General features: G+C 43.6%; 16 protein-coding genes and 2 tRNA genes. 9 read left to right on the forward strand and 9 right to left on the reverse strand.

Going from position 1 to position 19,472, the window contains the following annotated elements; genetic code table 11:
- Positions 1–3 precede the first annotated feature (3 nt).
- From HQK88_02525 to HQK88_02535, 3 genes are read left to right on the forward strand one after another with little or no spacing between them, the layout of a single operon-like run.
- On the forward strand, positions 4–3,921 hold the full coding sequence (locus HQK88_02525; GenBank protein ID MBF0615675.1) for a translocation/assembly module TamB domain-containing protein: 3,918 nt from the start codon (positions 4–6) through the stop codon (positions 3,919–3,921).
- Complete coding sequence (bamA, locus tag HQK88_02530) at positions 3,918–6,629, forward strand: outer membrane protein assembly factor BamA (protein ID MBF0615676.1); 2,712 nt, start codon at positions 3,918–3,920, stop codon at positions 6,627–6,629. Before HQK88_02525 ends, bamA begins: the two co-directional genes overlap by 4 nt.
- Before the next feature lie 22 nt (positions 6,630–6,651).
- Positions 6,652–7,155: a hypothetical protein gene (locus tag HQK88_02535; GenBank protein ID MBF0615677.1), complete on the forward strand. Its 504-nt coding sequence runs from the start codon at positions 6,652–6,654 to the stop codon at positions 7,153–7,155.
- Between the two features lie 28 nt (positions 7,156–7,183).
- On the opposite strand, the gene HQK88_02540 is transcribed toward HQK88_02535, so the two are convergent.
- From HQK88_02540 to rpiB, 9 genes are all read right to left on the reverse strand, one after another.
- Complete coding sequence (locus HQK88_02540; GenBank protein MBF0615678.1) at positions 7,184–7,945, reverse strand: sulfite exporter TauE/SafE family protein; 762 nt, start codon at positions 7,943–7,945, stop codon at positions 7,184–7,186.
- 60 nt (positions 7,946–8,005) lie between these two features.
- Entirely contained in the window at positions 8,006–8,797 is a 792-nt protein-coding gene (locus tag HQK88_02545) for a TIGR04219 family outer membrane beta-barrel protein (protein MBF0615679.1), read from the reverse strand.
- A 521-nt stretch (positions 8,798–9,318) separates the two neighbouring features.
- Complete coding sequence (locus HQK88_02550; protein ID MBF0615680.1) at positions 9,319–9,951, reverse strand: phosphoribosyltransferase; 633 nt, start codon at positions 9,949–9,951, stop codon at positions 9,319–9,321.
- A 12-nt stretch (positions 9,952–9,963) separates the two neighbouring features.
- Positions 9,964–10,671, reverse strand: a complete 708-nt coding sequence (gene pyrF, locus HQK88_02555; GenBank protein ID MBF0615681.1) for an orotidine-5'-phosphate decarboxylase — start codon at positions 10,669–10,671, stop codon at positions 9,964–9,966.
- A 22-nt stretch (positions 10,672–10,693) separates the two neighbouring features.
- Positions 10,694–11,647, reverse strand: coding sequence for a hypothetical protein (locus HQK88_02560; GenBank protein MBF0615682.1), 954 nt, complete (start codon positions 11,645–11,647; stop codon positions 10,694–10,696).
- A gap of 107 nt (positions 11,648–11,754) precedes the next feature.
- Positions 11,755–11,827 (reverse strand) — tRNA-Glu (locus HQK88_02565).
- Between the two features lie 16 nt (positions 11,828–11,843).
- Positions 11,844–11,914 (reverse strand) — tRNA-Gln (locus HQK88_02570).
- A gap of 59 nt (positions 11,915–11,973) precedes the next feature.
- Positions 11,974–13,248, reverse strand: a complete 1,275-nt coding sequence (locus HQK88_02575) for a serine hydroxymethyltransferase (protein ID MBF0615683.1) — start codon at positions 13,246–13,248, stop codon at positions 11,974–11,976.
- Positions 13,241–13,693, reverse strand: a complete 453-nt coding sequence (gene rpiB, locus HQK88_02580) for a ribose 5-phosphate isomerase B (GenBank protein ID MBF0615684.1) — start codon at positions 13,691–13,693, stop codon at positions 13,241–13,243. Before rpiB ends, HQK88_02575 begins: the two co-directional genes overlap by 8 nt.
- 235 nt (positions 13,694–13,928) lie before the next feature.
- On the opposite strand from rpiB, the gene HQK88_02585 reads away from it, so the two are divergent.
- The 6 genes from HQK88_02585 to HQK88_02610 all read left to right on the forward strand — a co-directional run bounded on the left by HQK88_02585 (position 13,929) and on the right by HQK88_02610 (position 19,467).
- Complete coding sequence (locus HQK88_02585; protein MBF0615685.1) at positions 13,929–14,996, forward strand: glucose-1-phosphate thymidylyltransferase; 1,068 nt, start codon at positions 13,929–13,931, stop codon at positions 14,994–14,996.
- 4 nt (positions 14,997–15,000) lie between these two features.
- Entirely contained in the window at positions 15,001–15,462 is a 462-nt protein-coding gene (locus tag HQK88_02590; GenBank protein ID MBF0615686.1) for a dTDP-4-dehydrorhamnose 3,5-epimerase family protein, read from the forward strand.
- Positions 15,463–15,474: 12 nt separating this feature from the next.
- Positions 15,475–16,473 (forward strand): dTDP-glucose 4,6-dehydratase, encoded by a 999-nt coding sequence (rfbB, locus tag HQK88_02595; protein ID MBF0615687.1) that lies wholly within the window; start codon positions 15,475–15,477, stop codon positions 16,471–16,473.
- Complete coding sequence (rfbD, locus tag HQK88_02600; GenBank protein ID MBF0615688.1) at positions 16,470–17,336, forward strand: dTDP-4-dehydrorhamnose reductase; 867 nt, start codon at positions 16,470–16,472, stop codon at positions 17,334–17,336. Before rfbB ends, rfbD begins: the two co-directional genes overlap by 4 nt.
- A gap of 62 nt (positions 17,337–17,398) precedes the next feature.
- Positions 17,399–18,502 (forward strand): UDP-galactopyranose mutase, encoded by a 1,104-nt coding sequence (glf, locus tag HQK88_02605; GenBank protein ID MBF0615689.1) that lies wholly within the window; start codon positions 17,399–17,401, stop codon positions 18,500–18,502.
- Between the two features lie 2 nt (positions 18,503–18,504).
- Positions 18,505–19,467 (forward strand): GDP-mannose 4,6-dehydratase, encoded by a 963-nt coding sequence (locus HQK88_02610; protein MBF0615690.1) that lies wholly within the window; start codon positions 18,505–18,507, stop codon positions 19,465–19,467.
- The last annotated feature ends 5 nt before the right edge of the window (positions 19,468–19,472 follow it).

The raw sequence follows: 19,472 nt of genomic DNA on the forward strand, positions 1-19,472 counted from the left end.
CGAATGGACGAAAATATTGATATAAAAATAAAATCGTACAAGCGGCTTGTTATATGTTTACTTGCTTTTTTCACTTTGCTTTTAGTCACCCACATAATAGGCAGCGCATACCTGAAAGACAAATTAATACTGGAGATTAAAAAAACCCTGGGGCCTGATGTGGAGGTTAAAGACATGTACATTAAAGTGTTTCCACCCCATATCGGCATAAATGAGTTAACCGTAAAGGATGAATTTGGCAAAACTGTACTACACATTTCAGATGCCGTTTTCCACATCCGTTTAATTCCTCTCCTTAGCAAAAAAATAGTCATACAGCGGGCATTTATAGATAACCCCTCTGTGGATTTAGACTCTGAGTACATCAAAACCATAGCAAAACGCCTAAAGAAGGGCAGCGGTGGTAATACTCCTGAAATAATATCATTTCTTTTGAAAGATGTCAGAGTAAACGTTTCAGATAAGGATCGCAATGCCAGTTTATCCCTAAAAGAAATCAAAGGCCATCTTGATACGAGGCGCACCGAGCTTAGCCTAAAAGACATTAATCTAAACTACAGCGGTTTTAAAGGTGTTTTAGCTGCTGTTCCTTTTATCAATAGTATTACTATTAGCGGCAAACCTCTTGACAGCGGCTTTGAACTCAGTGAGTTTCGGTTAGAGAATCAAGGGGTGGATGTGAAACTTACCGGAGTCATTGACAGCAAAAAAAATGTACACCTGAGAACTGACTCTTCTTTAAAGTTGAACTATATAAAAACCCTTTTTGGCCTAAAAAATCCCGGCAAAGGACATCTTAAACTAACCGGCAGCATGGATTACGTTGATAAGGCAGTGTCGCTTAATTTGGATGTTGACGGGCATTTGTGGATTGAAACGTTTTTAGAGTTAATCCGGCAACGGGAGCCGATTATGGGTGAAACCGTTTTTAAGGGCAATATTCAGGGACCGTTAAAGACACTGACCGCTCACGGAACTGCTTCTATGCAACATGGCGGACAGTTTTACGGCATAGATGTTGATAATTTAACCTCAAGCATTGTTTACAAAGACTACAAACTTAAATTCTATGACGCCTCCGGAAATCTCTACAATGGCACTGCCACACATGCCGAGGTGGTGCTCAACATGCCTGTAGTTAATTACTTTACACTGGATGTCGAGGCTAAAGACGTTGACAGCAGCCCGATATTTAAACTGATTCACTGGGACCCTGGCCTTTCACCCGGTAAGACAACCGGGAAAGTTCACCACGCAGGCAGGTACTTTAGCCCCGATGCCACCTTCAGATATGTGCGGCAAGCTCCGGCTAATGGGGAGCCTGACAATAAAGACGTAATAAAACGGGTTGATGAGGTTACAGGAGATGTTAAAGTAGCAGATGAAAACGTGACAATTACCAATGTAAAAGTAAAAACAAAACTCAGTACCGGTACAATAAACGGCACGTACAACATGAAAGACAAAACGATAAACTTAGCACTTGCGACATCAACAAAAGATGCAGCTGATTTTACCAGACCCTTCAGTGAAGACTTACGGGGGATGGGGACATTTACCGGAGTGGTCACAGGCATTGGCAGTGACCCTAATGTTTCAGGCACAATAGCTTTGTCCTCCGGTTCAATTTTTGGATATGCCTTCAACTACATGAACACTAAAGCCGATTATAATATGAAGAAACTGGTTCTGTCTGAAGGCGCATCCACAACCTATGGAGGCAAGTGCCAGTTTGGCGGCATAACTGAGTTTAAAGACCCTGCCTACCTGTTTGATCTAAGTAAACCAACGCTTAACATGGCATTTGCGTTTAATAACATCGACCTTGACAATTTAACTAAAAAATACCTTGAAATTGATAACTTAGGTGGAAACCTCAAAGGTGAATTTGATGTAAAAGGTAAGGCGGATAATCTAAAATACACAGGAGCTGCAAGTGTTTCAAGTCTGTCCTATAAAGGCATATCGGCAGGAGCGGCACAAACAAAATTTGCATACAATAAAGGCAGAATAACTCTCAGAGGGTTCTCTGTAAAAAAGGGCAGCTCCGAACTTTCATTAGACGGCTCAATTGCTAAAAGAGGACAAAACTGGATGGATAAAAGAAACTTCAGCTACGACATTGCCTCGTCAAAATGCCGCCTAAACGCAAAAGATATTCCGTTTTCCGAAAAACTTGGAGATACCTACTCTGAGTGTTCCATTAAAATGACAGGCACAGTGCTCAACCCTGATCTGACATTTGAGGGCACTGTAAAAAGCACAGAGTATCCGGCATTAAAAGGCAAAATATCAGTTTTGGCTAAAAAACATGAGGCGTTTTTAACCGGAAATCTTTTTGACAATAAACTTGGGCTTACCGGGCATGTAAACATGACCGGCAATAACGCGTGGTCTTTGCACAGTCAGTTTAAGCATGGTAACTACGAGTGGATTGTCTCAAAACTTGCTAAGGCCACTATGCCTCATGATTTAAAACTTGTCCTTACCGGTGAGACCTCATTAAGCGGCAACAATAAAACCGTATCGGGACGCGTCGTACTTTCTGAGCTTAACCTATCCGGATACCGCTACAACGTATCAAACAACGGCAACATTGATTTTTCCTTAAATGATAATAAATTTACCATCAACTCCTGCAGATTAAATGCAGGCGGAAGCGGATTTAAGATAACCGGTGACATCGAAGCAGGGAAACGCTACAATCTTGCAATAACCGGCCAACCGGAACTTAATCTGCTAAAGAGTGAATCTGAAAAAATAAGCTGGCTAAACGGCAAAGCTGATATTGCCCTCGCTGTAACCGGTGAGTGGGCAAAACCACAGATATCCGGAGGGTTTAACATATCAAACGGCTCACTTGGAATTAAGGGGTTCCGGTACTTTTTAAGTAATATAGAAAGTGATATATATTTTGAAAGCAACAGGGTTGTTGTAAAGAAACTCTCCACAAAAATAGGTGGCGGAGCAATAACTGCAAGCGGTGTAGGTTACATGGACGGTTTTAACATGAAAAAATTCTATATTGACGGAGTTGCAGAAAACGTTCCGGCAAATATGGGAGAGGGTTTTACCATGAAATTCGGCGGGCTGTTTCTCTATAGCGGCAACCTGAAAAAACAAACTCTCTCAGGCGATCTTAATGTCTCCGCCGCCAGATACACTAAGAGTCTCTACTGGCAGGACCTTATCTTTGAAAAAACCTCATCCGCTTCTCAGGTTAATCCATTTCTGAAAAATCTCGAATTTAATGTAAACGTAACGGGTGACAAAAACATCGTGATTGACAATAATGTTGCCGAATCTAATGTCAAATTAGACCTTCAATTAAAAGGAGACGTAACAAAACCAGTTATTTACGGCAGGATGTCAGCAACAGGCGGAAAACTGTTTTTCAAAGACAATGAATTCAGACTGCAGACGGCAAACATTGATTTTGCGGGCACGCCTGATATAAATCCATACATAAACATAGTGTCTGAGAGCACAGTTAAAAACTATAACGTAAAACTCATGATGAGCGGTCAGCTTAAGCGTTTCGATCTTTCCCTGTCCTCTACCCCGCCTCTGAAAGAGGCGGCAATTTTAGCTCTTTTTACCGGTTCTGGCGGCTCAAAAGGAGCAACATCCATTCTGGCTGCTAAATATCAGGGGCTTATTGAGGAAAGAATAAAAAACATCACCGGTTTAAACCGCGTTGACGTTGTCCCTTACGATGAGAAAATCTCGTTAACCCCGCAGATTACCGTATCAAAGAAACTATTAGACGATAACTTAAATGTAACCCTGACATCCGGAGTTACAAAAGGTGAAATAATTAAGGTAGAATACAAACTTAAAAAAGGCGTCTCCCTGGTCGGAGAAAGAAACGAACACGGAAATGTAGGCGGGGACGTTAAATTCAGGTTTGAGTTTAAATGAAAAAACTGACATCTAAAATAATAGCTATCACCATGATTTTTATTATAACTCTTATGCTGATAAATCCACACAGTGCGCTCTCTCTGGTAAATAAACCCTTTACTGTAACCAAAGTAGTCCTATCCGGCCTAAACAGCCTTGATGAAACTGAATTTCTCCACATACTTAACATACACGAGGGAGACACCGCAGATGAAAATAAAATCAGAGAGGGTATAAAAGCTCTTTTTAAAAAAGGGCTCTTTGATGATCTGAAAATCTATGGCAACCCAAGCACAGGTGTTCTGACTGTGGCAGTTGAGGAAAGGCCTATAATAAACGATGTGGAGATAGCAGTCAGCGGCAATCTGAGTAAGAAAGTAATCAAAGAGGCTTTTATTCTTAAAGAGGGTATGCAGTACAATGAGGACACTCTGAGAGCGGCTGTCAAAAAGCTTACCGATAACATAATTGAAAAGGGATTTCCCGGGGCTTTCGTAGAAGCTATTCCTCCTGCTTATGATAAAACACATGGCAAAGTTAAAATCCTCCTTAACGTAAAAACAGGAGAGCCGTTAAAGATAAAAAAAATTATTATAAATGATGGGCAATCACAGTTTACCGATCTTTTGAACATTAATGAGGGTGACATCTATGACAAACAAGCTGTTGAGAGCAAACTCAATGAGCTTAAAAAGAAACTGGCAAAACAGGGGTATTACAACCCTGATGTGAAGCTTTTTTCTTTTAACCCTGCCGATGGCACGCTTGTAATAGAGATAAAAACCGGCAAGAAGCTCCTTGTTACGTTTAAGGGTAATGAGTTTTTTTCAACAAAGAAATTAAACAAGGAGATGCCGTTTCTTGAATATGGAGGGGTTGGTCCCGACATAGCCGAGGAGGCTAAACAATCCATTGTCACGTTATACCACCAAAAAGGTTATATAGACGTCAGCGTTTCCTATGAGTTACTGCAAAAAAGCGAAGAGGTGGAAATTGCATACACCATTTCAGAGGGTAAAAAGCATAAAGTTGACAATATTATATTTACCGGCATAACTCAGGACGTTAAAAAGTTAAAATCTGTGCTATACACAAAGGAGGGAGAGGCTTTTAATCCCGATGTTACAGAGGATGATAAGACGGCTCTTTTAGATTACTACAGGGGCATTGGCTTTTTTTCTGTAAAGGTGACAGAGATATTCCCAATTACAGATACAGACAAGGGAGCGGTGACACTACAGATTCACATTGAGGAGGGACAGAGGCTTATTATTGGCCAGATTAAAGTCACAGGTGAAGAGTCTCTCAAAGAAGCCGATCTTTTGGCGCTTATAAAAATACCCGAAAAAACTCCCTATTCCGAACAAGATGTCTTTGATGCAAGGCAGGCACTGCTTTCGTACTTAAAACAACACGGCTATGCAAACGGAGACGTAAAGGTCAGCTACGAAACAGACTCATCTGCCCAGACAACTCTGATTTTCCATATAACCGAGGGAAATAAATACTACTTTGGAAACACTCTTGTCAGGGGCAATGTAAAAGTAAAGTGGGAGCTGTTTCAAAGGATAATAAAGCACGTTAGCGGTGAGCCGTTTGATGTTAGTAAGGTCAACAGAGAGATGTCAGACCTCTACAGAACCGGATTGTTCACAAGTGTGGACGTTGAGTATGCTGACCATGAGGATGGACTAAGGGATGTAGTGTTTCATGTTGTGGAGGGCAAAGCTGGAGTGGTAGAGTATGGGCTTGGCTATGGGGAATATGACGGACTGAGGGGGTTTGTAAATGTAAAATATATCAATCTTGATGGGATGAACAGACAGTTATCGTTAAACACAAAGGTAAGTATGATTGAACGTAAAGTCTCATTAAACTATTATGAACCATGGTTTATGAAAGCTGTTTTGCCCTTTTCTGCGACAATATCATATGAGGGACGAAACGAAAAAAACTTTGACACTATGGAGATCAACTACCGGGTGCAAAAATACACGGCAGCCATCGGCGTGGAAAAAGAGCTTTCTGAGTCGCTGAAGGGTAAGCTGTTCTACGAGTTTAACTGGGTAAAAACGTGGGATGTGCAGCCTGATGTGATATTGTCTCATGAGGATAGCGGAACACTGGCTATAAGCAGTATAGTGCCATCAGTGGTGTTTGACAACAGGGACAATCCGCTTGAACCGACAGCAGGTTTTACAGGGGGGATTAATCTGAAATTGGCAAGCAAAGTGCTTTTATCAGAAACAGACTTTATAAAGCTTTCCGGTTATGTTAATTACTACTTAGGGCTTACAAAGGGGCTGGTACTTGCCACATCTTTAAGGAGCGGCATTGGGCAGGGCTGGAGCGACACAGTGAATTTACCCATAATAGAGAGGTATTTTCTGGGAGGCGGCACTACAGTTCGCGGCTTCGGGCAGGATAATATGGGGCCAAAGGGAGCAAACGGGGATCCAACCGGAGGAAATGCCTTTTTAATGAGTAACCTTGAATTCAGAATACGCATTACAGACTCGCTTGGACTGGTGTTATTTAGTGACACTGGTAATGTTTGGCCGCAGTTGAATCAGTATAGTTTGGACGACATAAATTATACAGCTGGAGGCGGTTTGAGATATAATACCCCTGTGGGGCCGCTCAGACTGGACTATGGGTACAAACTAAACCGTAAGGAAAATGAGTCGCCGGGCAGGTTTTACTTTAGCATTGGCCAGGCATTTTAATGGGAGGTTTTCTTCTAAAGATATGTTGATTAAAAGAGTGTTTTTGGCTTATTTACTATCTGCAGTACTGTTAACTGGCGTGTCTTTTGCCGAGGACGTTTTGTTAGACTCGGTTGCAGCCTTTGTGAATGATACGGCAATAACGTATAGTGAATTTGAAAGGAAATACGAGGAGGCGGAAAGAGCCTCCGGTGCTGCAAATATTCCAATGTTAGGCAAAACAGACATCATTAACACGATGATTAACAAGGTGCTGCTTAAGAGTATGGCTATTGCCATGAAACTAACCGGTAAAGATGATGACGAATTAATTGCTAAGTTTATAGAGATAAAGGTTCGCTCCTATGCAATAGTCAGGGAGGAGGATATAGAGCGTTTTTGCAAGGAAAACAACGTTAAAGCAGAAAACGATGAGGAAAGAAAAAAGATCGAGACATATCTTATCGAAGAAGATGTAAACAAACGGCTAAAAACACTGATAGAAGAACTTAGGTCTAAGTCATATATAAAGATTTATGTCAAATAAAGACAGGGGGACGTAAACCGCCTTGATTCTAACCAACGAAATAAATCACAGCAACTATTGCCCCTGTAAACACAACAATACGGCGCAATGTTGATGGCTTAATCCAGCCTGCCAACCGGCCACCCAACACCCCTCCAGCAAGCGCACATACAGCCATAACAATTGCGGCAGACCATACGACCTTTCCGGAAAACAGGAAAAAGATTGCTGCAGCAATATTAATGCTAAACGAGACCGCCTGCTTTAGGGCATTCAGGCGGGTAAACGACTCCTCCAGCACAAGTCCAAGTACCGCAAGCACAATAACACTAACTCCGGCTCCGAAATAGCCTCCATAAACAGCAGCTGGAATGACCGGCAATATAACCCATGCGTCGTGTATGGTAACTGCCCCGGTGTGGCCTGAACGGGATAGTACCCAGGCACGCAATTTGTCCTGAAAAGCCAATAACACCACAGCCATAAGAATCAAAAAAGGCACAAGTTTTCTAAAGGCGTGTTCACCAGTTTTTAAAAGCAACACTCCACCAACAATACCGCCTATCAGGCTAACCGGAATTAACAGCCCTAATCTGAACAACTGGCCTCGCAGCTCCTTCATCTGTGCAAATGTCGCACCAAGGTAGCCAGGGCAAAGAGCTATCGTATTTGTGATGTTGGCAGCAACGGCAGGCACACCCACAGCGGTAAGCACAGGGAATGTGATAAGCGTTCCCCCGCCAGCAAGTGCATTGACCGCACCTCCTAATATTGCTGCCAATCCCACTAAAAGTAAATCTACCGCACTCATATCTGTATCAAGATATGGTGGTTAGCTGTGGTTCATGGGTAATAATCACAGTTTACCGATTTAGAACTTTACGCCGGCTTCAAAAAAAGGCCCGCTGAATGACGTTGCACTATCCACGTCACTGATGTTGACTTTCAAATATTCGTATCGATAGCCCACTCCCAAGAGAAGTGGCCTCACAGGGCTGTATCTGGCTGCTATACTTAAATCCACAAGGCTACCCGTTGAACCAGCAGTTATAGCGCGCACCTCCCCCTCAAATGAAAGCTGTTGAACCGGTTTCACTTGCACGCCTGCATACAACATCGGCACGGGGATGGTCAGAGTTTTAGAAGCACTCAGGGCTCCCTGGCTTATCTCAGCTTTGTCGGCAGTAATTTTCACGTCTATTCCGAGATCTACATTTAAAACGTTATTGGTAGCCACTTTTAAGTATGGAATCCCCCAATAAAGCGCTATGTCGTATTGGTCGGTCTGCAGGTTAGAATTAAACGGTATTCCTCCCGTAAAAGTTTTGCCGCCATAGGAGAAGCTGACTGTCTTATAGCCATCTGCGGAAAATCTGATTGGAGTCATCATCAAATAAAAGTTGGGCACATAGGAGCCCGGTGTAGTAAGCTTGAACCTTCCAAACAATCGTGTCTGAGTATCATACTTTAAGTCGTTATTAACGTCCAGTGACGTCCCCATGTATGACACGTGGCCGCCCGGGTCCTCAATTATGACCCCAAGCGTAGCCTCGACCCCAAATCCAGTTAAATCATCTGCAAAAGCCGCAGGCAAATGAATTGATACAAACATCAGAAGAACCGCCGTTAATAAAGCCATTGTTTTAACAGTTTTCAAAACCATATGCTTTCTCCTTAAAAGTAAGTTATGCGGCCTGTCTGCCGCTAATACCAAGTCGAGACCGTTGCAAAAATATTATAACACCAAAGTTGAGTTCAAAAATATAACAAAATGTTATAGAAAAAGGATGAGATTGCCACACCCCCTGCGGGGGTTCGCAATGACGGCGTGGGCTGTGCGTGGGCGTACCTATCCGTCATTACGAGGAGCGATAGCGACGTGGTAATCTCATCATTATTATATTTTAGGCTGCTACTCGGTATTAATTGGGAAATACTTTTCCCCCATTTTGGGAATTTTGCAACGGTCTCAAGTCGCATTCTATCGCCTAACTTTGTTGGCATCGTCAAAAGCTCCTCAACGTCTCCCCTAAAGGGGAATCCCCTGTAAGGGGACGCTTCTGACTGCTACCCGGTATAAGTTCATGGACGAGTTTAACATCCATATGACTTTTTTGTAAACTAAAAACTACCACCGCCAGTCGTTAAAACAGCAGGATTCACTTGTATATTACTTGTGTTTTCTCATTTTGCTTTCTTTGCAAGGAATTCCCTGCCTTTGCCCACATCCGTATTGACGGGAACATTTTTGGCACAGAGCGGGCACTCCGCCTCGTCCCACGACTCAAGTGCCACATTGATGAGCGTAAATAGCTTTGGCGGATTTGCCACGTCGCCTGGCTTTATACCGCCACGGTTACAGAGGACTCCGAGACCGATGACCTCACCACCGAAATTGCCAGTCGCCTCTATCACCTTCTTTACAGAGCCGCCTGTGGTCAGCACGTCCTCCAACACAAGAGCTTTCCTTCCAGCAATGATTTTGTCGTAGCCACGCTTAATAACAAAACCGCCGTCTTCGGTCTTCTCCGCATAGACAGCTAAGACCTCACGTCCTGTGATTTCAGAAAGATGGTGTGCCGTCCACTGTGAGAGAATGACCCCTCCAATAGCCGGAGCAATTACTACTTCTACGCCGTCATCTGCAAAATTCTTTGCAAACAGTTTGCACAAGTCCGATATTAGACTTGTATGCGGATAGAGCGCATCCTTGTTGACATAGGCACTGCCATGCCTGCCTGATGTATAAACGATATGGCTGTTTTTTATTACTGCCCCGATATTTTCAAGCAACTTCAGAACATCTGATTCTTTCATTATTTCACCTTCCTATAAAACGGCTGAGATTTCCTCGGCAATTCGCTTAACTGCATCCACAGGTGAACCGACAAGCGTGGGCGGTTTAGTGATGGGGCGGCCAATGACCAGAGCTGTCGCTCCCGCCTTTATTGCCTCAGAGGGCGTCATAATTCTTTTCTGGTCTCCGGCAGATGCCCACTTTGGACGAACACCAGGGGTGATTGTCATCAAACCGTTAAGCTCTTTCTGCAATCCAAGAAGCTCCAGCTCCTGCGGTGAGCAAATGATGCCGTCACAACCAGCCAGACATGCGTCACGTGCCAACTGTAACACCTTGGCCTTATACGGTCCGCCGAAAATCAGGTGGGCATTGCTCTCCCCCAGTGAGGTAAGAACCGTGACTGCTAACACAAGAGAGGTCCCCTTGTTGGCAACAGCAGACATCATTGCTTCAACACCAGCCGAGGCGTGTACTGTAAACATCCTGACGTTTAGTCCGGCAACAGCCTTAGTTGCAGAGCCAATGGTATTGGGGATGTCGTTGAACTTGCCGTCATAGAAGACCTGGCCGCCCAGTGAATGGACAAACTCCACTACCTGCGGAGCACCTACGGCAGTCAGCAGCTCAAGCCCAACCTTGAAACATCCGACATATGGAGCAAGGCTTTCCACGAGGGTTTTAGCTTTGTCCAAACTATCCACATCCAAAGCTACGATAATCCTGTCCTTTACATCCACTACCACAACCTCCTTTTTTGATTTACTTGGTATAAATCTGTTTTGCCCGTTTTATGATACCCACCACTTTCCAGGGTCGAAGGATTACCACACTACCAAGTGCAATGGCGTCAGCTCCGTGCTGATGTAAAAAGTTCACATCTGCCTCCTTAAGAATTCCGCCGCCACCGATAATTGGAACGGTAAGTCCGCTTTTTTTTGCTTCAGAAATCCAGCTTGCAACGACAGGCAGCAGTGGATAACCTGAAAGCCCGCCACCTCCCAGATGTTTAAGTGGGGATTCCAGCTTGCCGAAAATTCCCGCCCAGTCAATTTTTTCCGGCAGCTGCCCCCAGGGAATCGTGTTGGACACTGTGATGGCATCGCACAATCCTGAACCAGTGATTCGTATAACCGCATCAAGAGGGGTCAAAGCATTGATTTTTAGAACCACGGGAACGCCAAGATTAGAGAATGCCTCAAGTTGGTCTAAAGCATCGTCAATAAGCTTTGACGTGTCGTGCGAAGTGTTTGGGCAGGAGATGTTTAGCTCCAGCCCAATTTTGGCGTGGAAATTAGGAAGCTCCCTTGTAAGAATTCTCGCAAACCTCTTTGCCTCTTCAACCCGTTCTTCTTTGGTTTCAGCTACTGCCATAAAAGAAATAAGAAATGGATTGTTTCTTTTCTGCCATAATTTTTGTGAAAATAGATGCTCAGCGCCAGGACCGCTTAGCCCAACTGAATTCAAAACAACCCCCTTTACAGGATAAACACGGATGCAGTCAGGAAGCAGAGACTTAGGTTGAAAATTAGCATCCAACTCCATATTTCCCTTTCGGTAGTCTATAGTTGTAGTTTTTGAAACGAATGTTACTCCGCTTAAGTTCAGACCAAACAGCATCTTGAAAAACCTGTGGAACCTCCAGCCCTCGCCAAAAAAGTTCAAAGCTCCCGATGCCACAAAAACGCTTCCGAAGTTGATTCCCCGTAAAATCAAAGCCTTTTCTCCCTTGTAGTATTTATTTTACCCTAAATGGCGGCTGGTCACGGTTTTTTGGGGGAGTATAAAATAATAATATCTTTCGTAATCAAGCACTTAACAAATAGTCCCAACGGGAATCGAACCCGTGTCTTAGCCTTGAGAGGGCTATGTCCTGGACCGCTAGACGATGGGACCACATTTCTTAAACACACTGGGGAGAGAGGACTCGAACCCCTACAGGCAGATCCAGAATCTGCTGTCCTGCCATTAGACGACTCCCCATCTGGCATCTATCTAAGCTAACAGATTTTAACTTCTTTAGTCAAACACCAATCTGTAAATTATACTTTGCCCACAGGTGTACTGTAAATCGGATACTTGTTACAAAGCACCTCTACACGCCTGCGTTGAGTTTCCATATTGCCGGCATCAGCGTGGTTTTTTAGTGTGCTATCTATTATATCGGCTACCTCCTCCATGTCAGAGTCCATAAGTCCTCTTGTTGTCATAGCCGGAGTGCCAAGACGAATGCCGCTTGTCACAGTAGCTGGCTTATCATCATATGGGATGGAGTTTTTATTTAATGTGATACCAGCCAAATCAAGCACTTGCTCAGCCAGTGCCCCTGTTATATTTTTATTTCTTAAATCAACCAGCATAAGGTGCGTGTCTGTGCCGTCAGAGATTATCTTGTAGCCTCTTTTCATCAGCTCAGAAGCGAGTCTTGAGGCGTTTTTTACCACGTTTCTTTGGTAGCCGTTAAACTCTGCAGTTAATGCCTCCTTAAATGCCACCGCTTTGGCTGCTATCACGTGCATAAGAGGGCCGCCTTGTATGCCGGGAAAAATGATTTTATCAAGCGCCTTGGCATATTCCCCTTTGCACATAACCATGCCGCCCCTTGGGCCCCGTAATGTCTTATGCGTTGAGGTTGTCACAAAATCAGCATACTTTACCGGCGAGGGATGAACACCGGCTGCTATCAGCCCGGCTATGTGAGCAATATCAGCCATGAAATATGCCCCTACCTCTTTAGCTATGGAGGAAAACTCGGCAAAATCTATGGTTCGAGAGTAGGCGCTTGCCCCTGCCACTATCATCTTTGGTTTGCACTCTTTAGCCAACCGTCTTACCTCTTCATAATCTATGTAACCGGTCTCTTTGTCAACGCCATAAAAGTTGGTCTTATATAACATGCCTGAAAAACTTACCGACGCACCGTGTGTCAGATGCCCGCCGTGTCTTAAATCCATGCCGAGAATAGTATCACCTGGTTTTAAGACAGTAAAAAAACCCCCCATATTGGCCGATGAGCCGGAGTGCGCCTGTACATTAACGTGCTCAGCGCCAAAGAGCTCCTTTGCTCGCGCTATGGCAAGTGATTCAACAATATCCATGTACTGGCAGCCGCCGTAGTATCGCTTATAGGGGTACCCCTCAGCATACTTATTTGTAAGCACTGACCCCTGCGCCTCCATCACGGCATAGCTTGCATAATTTTCCGATGCTATCATAAGAAGTTTGTCATTCTCTCTGGCAAACTCCCCGCAGATTGCATCATATACCTCAGGGTCAATACGCTTTATCGCCTCATAATCACAGTCAAACCTATCCATCTTTAACGCTGTCCTCTATGTTTTTTAGTTTTTGAAGTCTTCTCTGATGCCGTCCGCCCTCATACGGAGTGTCAAGCCAGACGCGCAACATTTCCAACGCAAGCTCTTGTGCAGTTACCCTGGCTCCTAAAACCAACACATTGGAATCGTTATGTTCACGGCTCAAAATGGCTGTTTGCACATCATTACACAGAGCCGCCCTAATTCCGTTAAACTTGTTTGCAACTATAGACATTCCTATGCCGGTTCCACAGATCAATATCCCTCGCTGTGCCTTACCGCTTGATACCATCTGTGCCGCCATCTGCCCAAAGTCAGGGTAATCAACAGAATCACAACTGTTTGTGCCGACATCTGCTACCTCAAGTCCTAAACGAGCTAACTCAGTCTTTATCGCTTCTTTCAATTGCAGACCGGCATGGTCACACCCTATCGCTATTTTCATGTAGTTTTCCACTTTGCCCTATACATGATTATCATATACAACTATAATTTTTTCTGTCAAGGATTCTATATTATTTTACTCTCCTTTACATAAAATGTTCCTTATAAATACCGTACAAAAAAAAATAACTCTCTGAGCAGTTACAATATTTAAACCATAACTGGTATAATAGGCTGTTTGTTAGAACACTATTGATGTTTTTGAATAAAAACGTTATGAAAGGATTGTACATTAAATGAAAGCACTCATATTAAGCGGCGGACAGGGAACGAGGCTGCGCCCCCTCACTCACACAATTGCCAAACAGTTGGTGCCTGTTGCCGGAAAACCGATATTATGGTATGTGTTAAACCATATTGCTGAGGCAAAAATTAAAGATACTGGAGTTATTATCTCTCCTGAGACAGGCCAGCACGTCAAAGATTATATAATGGATGGCGCACAGTGGGGACTGAAACCCAGGTTCATCGTGCAGAAAAAACCGGAGGGACTTGCTCATGCCGTTTTAACGGCAAGAAATTTTCTCAAAAATGATGATTTTGTTATGTATCTTGGTGATAACCTCCTAAGCGAGGGCGTAAAGAGCGCCATAGATCGGTTTAAAAAGAAAAAATCTGAAGCACTAATATTTCTAAAACGCGTGGATGACCCTAAGCGTTTTGGCGTAGCCCGCCTTGACGCTGACGGAAAGGTTGTGGAATTAATAGAAAAACCTGAAAATCCTCCATCTAATTTTGCCCTTGTTGGTGTTTATATCTTTACAAATAAAATATTTGACGCTATAGCAAGAATAAAACCCTCAAGGCGCGGTGAGTTGGAAATCACGGATGCTATTCAGGAATTAATAAACATGGGACATGCTGTGGATAGCCAGGTGCTGGATGGGTGGTGGCTGGATACCGGTAAAAAGGACGATCTCCTTGAGGCTAACACCATAGTGCTGGATGAGTATGTAAAGTATGATATTGCAGGTGAAGTGGATAAATTAAGCCGCATTATAGGGCGGGTTACGATAGAGGCTGGCACTGTGGTCATAAACAGCCACATGCGAGGTCCAATTAAAATAGGTAAAAACGCAAGAATTGAAAATTCCTTTATCGGCCCACACACAAGCATAGGAGACGGCGCAGCTATTAAGGACTCAGCCATAGAGCACTCGGTGATACTCAGTGATTCCGTAATTGAGGGCATAGAGCGCCTTGAGGACAGTCTTATAGGGCGCAATGCAAGGGTTTTTAAAAACATGCATCGTCATAAGGCACTGAGGCTTATGATTAGTGACGATACAGTGGTGGAGGTTTAACAGAATGTACAAAGATGGCAATATCGAAGGGGTTACGATTAAAGAGTTACGGTTTTTTAATGATGCACGCGGATGGCTTGCCGAAATTTACAGAACAGATGAACTGCCGGAGGGTTTAACACCTGTGATGTCTTACATTTCAATGACTAAACCCGGTGTTGCCAGAGGTCCGCACGAACACGTTGAGCAGACCGATATTTTTATATTTCTGACTAATTTCACACTTTATCTGTGGGATAGAAGAGAACACTCTCCGACTCATAAAAACAGGATTGTACTAAGGGATTCAAAAAATAAAATAGTAGTCGTGCCACCGGGAGTTGTGCATGCTTACAAAAATGCTGACACCGTGGACGGTATGGTCATAAACCTCCCCGACAGGCTGTACGCCGGAAAGGGCAAGAAGGAACCGGTAGATGAAATCCGGTGGGAGGATAGTGATGACAGCCCGTATAAACTTGATTAAGGGGGCCATAGAATGAAAATTCTTGTAACCGGAGGCTGTGGCTTTATAGGATCTAATTTTATCAGACATATGCTTACAAAATATCCTGATTATGAAATAGTAAACCTTGATGCCCTGACTTATGCCGGAAATATAGACAATCTCAGGGATTTGGACACAAAACGGTTGCGCACCGTTACCGGTTCAATAGTCAATGCAGACATTGTCAGCTCGATAACAAAAGAGGTTGATGCTGTTGTTAACTTTGCTGCCGAAAGCCACGTAGATCGCTCAATAGAAAACGCAAAGCCGTTTCTTGAAACTAATATTATTGGGCTTCAAACGCTTCTTGACTCTGCCATGAAAGCCTCAAACATTAAACGCTTTGTACATCTGTCAACCGATGAGGTCTATGGCAGCCTTGAGACCGAAGACGGTAAGTTTACCGAGACCACCCCGCTTGACCCGCGTTCCCCATACTCGGCATCAAAGGCGGCTGGAGACTTACTCCTCAGAGCATATAACAAAACCTACGGCTATACTGCTATTATGGTAAGACCCTCAAACAACTACGGCCCTAGACAGTTTCCGGAAAAACTGATCCCGCTTATGATTACTAACTTAATGGAGGGCGCCCCTGTGCCGGTTTATGGAGAGGGAGCAAATGTCAGAGACTGGCTGTTTGTCCTGGATAACTGCGAGGCTATTGATACCATACTTCATAAAGGAAAAGATGGCGAGGTATATAATGTGGGGGGGGATTGTGAACGGAAAAACATAGATATAGTAAAAGCTGCCCTAAGGGTAATGGGTAAGGACGAATCTCACATTAAATATGTAAAGGACAGACCCGGGCATGACTTCAGATATGCTCTGGATAACTCAAAGATAACACGAGAGCTTGGCTGGAAACCAACAGTGAAAATTGAAGATGGCATAGTAAAAACCATTGAGTGGTACATGGAAAATAAATGGTGGTGGCAGCCGCTTAAGAGCCGTCTCACCGCAGAAAGCGGAGGATTTTGGAAATGAACATAATGGTTGTTGGCGCAGGCGGAATGCTTTCAAGCGATCTTGTGCCATATTTAAATGAAACTGGCCACACCTGTAAAGGATTTACTATAGATGAACTCGATATTACTAATATTAACGCCATAAGGGACTCTGTTGATAAGCTCAAACCTGATGTTGTAGTTAATTGTGCCGCATATACAAATGTTGATAAGGCTGAAACTGAACGTGACCTTGCTATGATAATTAATGCTCTCGGCGTCCAAAACCTCTGTATCGTTTGTAACGAAAGGGATATTCCCCTGTGTCATATAAGCACGGATTACGTGTTTGGAGGGCCGGGCTGCCCAACAAAGAAAACTCCTTACAATCCTTTTGATGAAACAGCGCCGGTGGATCACTACGGTTTTACAAAACTTGCCGGTGAAAAGTACGTAACCTGGCTCTTAAATAAGTTTTACATTATCAGAACCAGCTGGCTTTACGGGAAATTTGGCAATAACTTTGTTAAGACAATGCTGAGGCTCTCGCGCCAAAGGAGTGAGCTTACCGTGGTGGCCGACCAGACAGGCTCTCCTACGTGGACTGTCAGCTTATCAGAGGGAATAAGATGTGTGGTAGAAAGCGGCAAATTCGGCATCTATCACGTAACGGATGAGACAGACGGAGGTATTAGTTGGCATCGTTTTGCCGTAGAGATACTAAAACTCAAAGGGATAACCACTCCTGTCAGAGCAATAACGACAGCAGAGTTTCCCACAGCAGCCAAAAGACCGGCATATTCAGTCCTTGACCTTAGCCAAACTGTGCTTTGTACAGGGTTTAAACCCGTCAGATGGGAAACGGCACTGGAGAATTATCTTAAAATTGATACGGACGCCTAAGTAGGGGCGAATGATATTCGCCCATTTGCAAATGGCATTCGCCCATCAGGGGAGAGGTACTTTTGCCGGAAAGATATGATTTTCTTGTAGTAGGTGCTGGTTTTGCAGGATCTGTAAGCGCTGAAAGGCTTGCCTCTAAACTTAATAAAAAAGTCCTGCTTGTTGAAAAACGCGGTCATATTGGCGGCAATTCCTATGATTTCTATGATGATGCCGGGATTTTGGTTCACAAGTATGGAGCACATTGCTTTCACACAAACTACGATGATGTGTGGGATTATGTAAGAAGTTTTGGAGAGTTTAACAATTATGTCCACAGAGTACGCACCTGTGTTGACGGAAAAATACTGCCAATTCCGATAAACCTCACCACTGTAAACGCATTGATGGGTAAACAGTTTTCGGAGGCTGAACTCAGAGAGTATTTTGAATCTGTGCGTGTAAGGGTGCCAGAGATCAGAAACTCACGTGATGTTGTCGTATCGGTAGTGGGGGAGTATTTCTACGAAAAGTTTTTTAAAAACTACACATTTAAACAGTGGGGGGTATATCCTGATGCACTCTCCCCTGAGGTGACAAGCAGAATCCCAATCAGGTATGACACCAATGACAGGTACTTTAATGATAAACACCAGGGGATGCCAAAAGAGGGATTTTTTAAACTGTTTGAAAAGATTCTTGACCATAAAAACATAACACTGGTAACGAACACCGACTATAAGGATGTTTTAGAGAGCGTGAAATTTGATAAAATTGTTTATACCGGGCCTGTGGATTATTTCTTTGACCATGTACACGGCAAACTCCCTTACCGAAGCCAGAGTTTTGAGTTTGAAACACACGACACAGAGTACTTTCAGGAGGTGGCGGTGGTAAATTATCCAAACGACTTCCGTTACACAAAAATAACCGAAAGTAAGCACTTTACGTACCAAAAACATCCCCAAACGACAATAGTTAAAGAGTACCCTGAGGCAGAGGGAGAGCCCTACTACCCGATGCCTATGGAAAACGCAAAAAAACAATATGAGCGTTACGCAAAAGAAGCAGAGAAATTAAAAACCGTGTATTTTGCAGGACGCCTTGCTCAGTACCGGTACTACAACATGGATCAGGCAATAAAGCAAGCTCTTGACCTTGTAGGAACAATAGCTAAAGGAGAGTGAAAATGAAAATACTTGTGACAGGAGGCGCCGGATTTATTGGTTCAAACGTAGTGGATGGCTACATTAATGAGGGGCATGAGGTCGTTATCATTGATAATTTAAGTACCGGCAAGGTAGAAAATATAAATAAAAAGGCAAATTTTTATCTGATGGATTTATGCTCCAAAGAATGTTCAAAAGTCTTTGAGATAGAAAAACCTGACGTAGTAAATCATCATGGGGCGCAGATGTCAGTGCCTGCCTCAGTAAATGACCCGATGTTTGATGCAAACGTAAATATTTTAGGATTTCTAAACATTGTTGAACTCTCTGTAAAGTTTAGTGTAAAGAAGTTTATTTTTATATCCTCCGGCGGTGCTGTTTATGGTGAGGCAGGAGATACTCCTTCTGCTGAGACATCTCCTGTAACTCCTCTTTCGCCATACGCAATAACCAAACTAACTGCCGAGTATTATTTGAATTTTTATCGCCACCAATATGGGCTTAATTACACGGTATTAAGATATGCCAATATTTTTGGGCAAAGACAAACGCCGCATGCTGAGGCAGGGGTTGTCGCTATTTTTATGGAAAAACTTATTTCCGGCACAGTGCCTGTGATTTATAGTTTTCCGGATGAACCGGACGGCATGATACGAGACTACTGTTATGTGAAAGACGTGGTAAGGGCAAATGTGACAGCGCTGACAAAGGGCACTGGGCAAGTGGTAAACATAGGCACCTCAGTTGAGACAACAACTGGAGAGCTTTACCGAACCATACTTGAGTGTGCACGGCAAAACGGATATGCCAAAGAAGACAGATTTAGTGTACCTGTAAAGGGGCCGGCGCGCCCCGGTGATTTAAGAAAAAGCACCTTAAACATTTCTAAGGCTGAAGAGGTGCTCGGCTGGAAACCACTGTATGCTTTAAAGTCAGGGCTTTCCGAAACGTTTGACTTCTACATGGGAAAACAATCTGAGTAACCTCT

Source organism: Nitrospirota bacterium, from assembly GCA_015233895.1.
Classification (GTDB): Bacteria; Nitrospirota; Thermodesulfovibrionia; order Thermodesulfovibrionales; family Magnetobacteriaceae; genus Magnetomonas.